This window comes from Pseudonocardia lacus, assembly GCF_018531445.1.
Taxonomy (GTDB): domain Bacteria; phylum Actinomycetota; class Actinomycetes; order Mycobacteriales; family Pseudonocardiaceae; genus Pseudonocardia; species Pseudonocardia lacus.
The window spans coordinates 1-1,857 of the sequence record NZ_JAHDTH010000430.1; the positions used below are offsets into that span (position 1 = coordinate 1).

Here is a 1,857-nt window from a genome sequence, read left to right on the forward strand (position 1 = left end):
CGGCGCGCCGGCGCGAGCACCACGCGGGCCACCGGCCCGGCGGCCGCCGGTCAGGGCGTCGCTCTGTGGGTGGCGATCACCCTCGACGCCGACCCGTTCACGCTGGCCGAGGGCGCCGAGACGGCCGCCGATCTGACGCTCGACCTCGCAGTGGCCGGCTTGGACGCCCCGAAGCTCACTGTGCGGCTGCGAGGGTTCCTCGAGCGAATGCCCGGCGGCTCGCGGAACCCGGCGCGGGAGATCGTCGTCGAGATCGCCGGGCTGGTCGACCTGTCGGTCACGAACCGGTCGGACCTCAAGGTGCCGGATTCGGGCCAGTACCCGGGGAACGTGCGGGTCGTGCTGCACCGCGGCCCGGTCGAGAGCGCTTCGACCTTCGCGGTCGCCAACGAGGACGCGACGCTGGCGGCCGCCGTCGCGTGGACCGGGTCGCCGACCGTGGTGCAGGGGGCGGTGTCCGTGCGCAGCGGTGAGGGCACCGGGCTGGGAGACCTGTTCGAGGCCCTGGTCGGCGCGCGGACGGGCCTGCTCGCGCGGCTGGCCGCGCTCGAGTCCTGGACGACGCCGATCGCCCTCGTCGCCCAGGAGGACCCGACGGACGGCACGCCGGGCCGGCAGCACCACGACGGTGCCGAGGCCGCCCTGACGCTGCTGGCCGCCTCGCCCAAGGCCGACCCGCGGGACGCCGGGGAACGCTACCGGCAGCTGTTCCCGCCCGACGGCACCGCGCTCACCTCGGAGGTCCGGCCGAGCACGGACTGGGTGTTGTTCCGCCGCCGCACCCGCAAGGACTGTGAAGGCGGTCCGCCGGTGGGACCGCCGGAAGGCGCGCCGGTGACGGTGTGGATCCGCACCGAGGACAGCGAGGACGAGGCCGAGAAGGTCGCCACCGCGATCCAGGAGGGCCAGTGGCCCGACGACGGCTGGCACCGCGCCGACGTGGTGTTCGAGCCAGCTGGGTCGGAGCTACTGACCCCAGCGGACACCTGGCGGTCGCGCTACCGCGACGCGCTCGGTGGACCGCACATCGCGCTGGCCGCCTATGCGGGGACGCCGACCGCACCGGCCGCCATCGTCGGGCCGGGCAGGCTGGACGCCCTGCTCGCCGCGACCCCGCCCGCGGCGGACCGCGACCCCGACGCGTCGGTCGGCGTCGCGGTCGACCCGCCCCCCGGGCGGATCCTGCCCGCGACCGTGGGCAGCGTGTTCCTGATCACCTACAGGGACCCCGAGCCGCCCGCCCCGCAGCTGGCCTTGGTGGGCGGAGAGGACACGGAGGCGCTGTTCACGGCGCTCGAGGGCGCGGACGTCGGGGCCGTCAGCCGGGCGTCGAACACGTTCACGCGGTTTGGGGAATTTGCCGCGGGGGACACGGACCGGGACACCCTGCAGCGGGCGCTCGGTGGGAAGCTCCCGTCGAACCCGTTATCCGCCCGGGCGGTCCTCTGGCTCGATACCTCGCTGCCGAAGGCCGACCAGGTGGCGCTGGCCGCCCTCGCGGAGCAGGCCAGAAGCGTTGCCGAGACGGTGATCGCTCCGATCGCCCTACCCCTCGTGGCGACGGTCACCGCCGCACCGCCGTCGGGCATGCCCCGGGCGGCGCTGTTCCTCTTGACCGTCGCCCAGGTGGGCTGATGCCCGTGGGCGCGGACACGACACCCGCCACCCCGGAGCGCGCGGCCGAGACGCGTCGGGCCCGGCCGCAGGAGCAGCCGGAGGCGGCCGCGGCCGTGGCCGGCGCTCCGTCGGCCGGGCTGGGGGAGCGGCGCGTGCAAGCGGCATCCCGGCTCGGCGCAGTCGACGACCCGGCGGAGCGCGCGGCCGACGCCGCCGCCGACGGTGTGATGCGCATGCTCG

The 1,857-nt window shown here is 75.9% G+C and carries 2 protein-coding genes; both read left to right on the top strand.

Annotation, left to right across the window (positions count from 1 at the left end; genetic code table 11):
* Positions 1 to 1,635: hypothetical protein (locus KIK08_RS38805; protein WP_214408294.1), on the top strand; the 1,635-nt coding region annotated here is incomplete at its 5' end.
* On the top strand, positions 1,635 to 1,857 hold a 223-nt coding region (locus KIK08_RS38810), incomplete at its 3' end, for a hypothetical protein (RefSeq protein WP_214408295.1). The genes KIK08_RS38805 and KIK08_RS38810, both read left to right, overlap by 1 nt.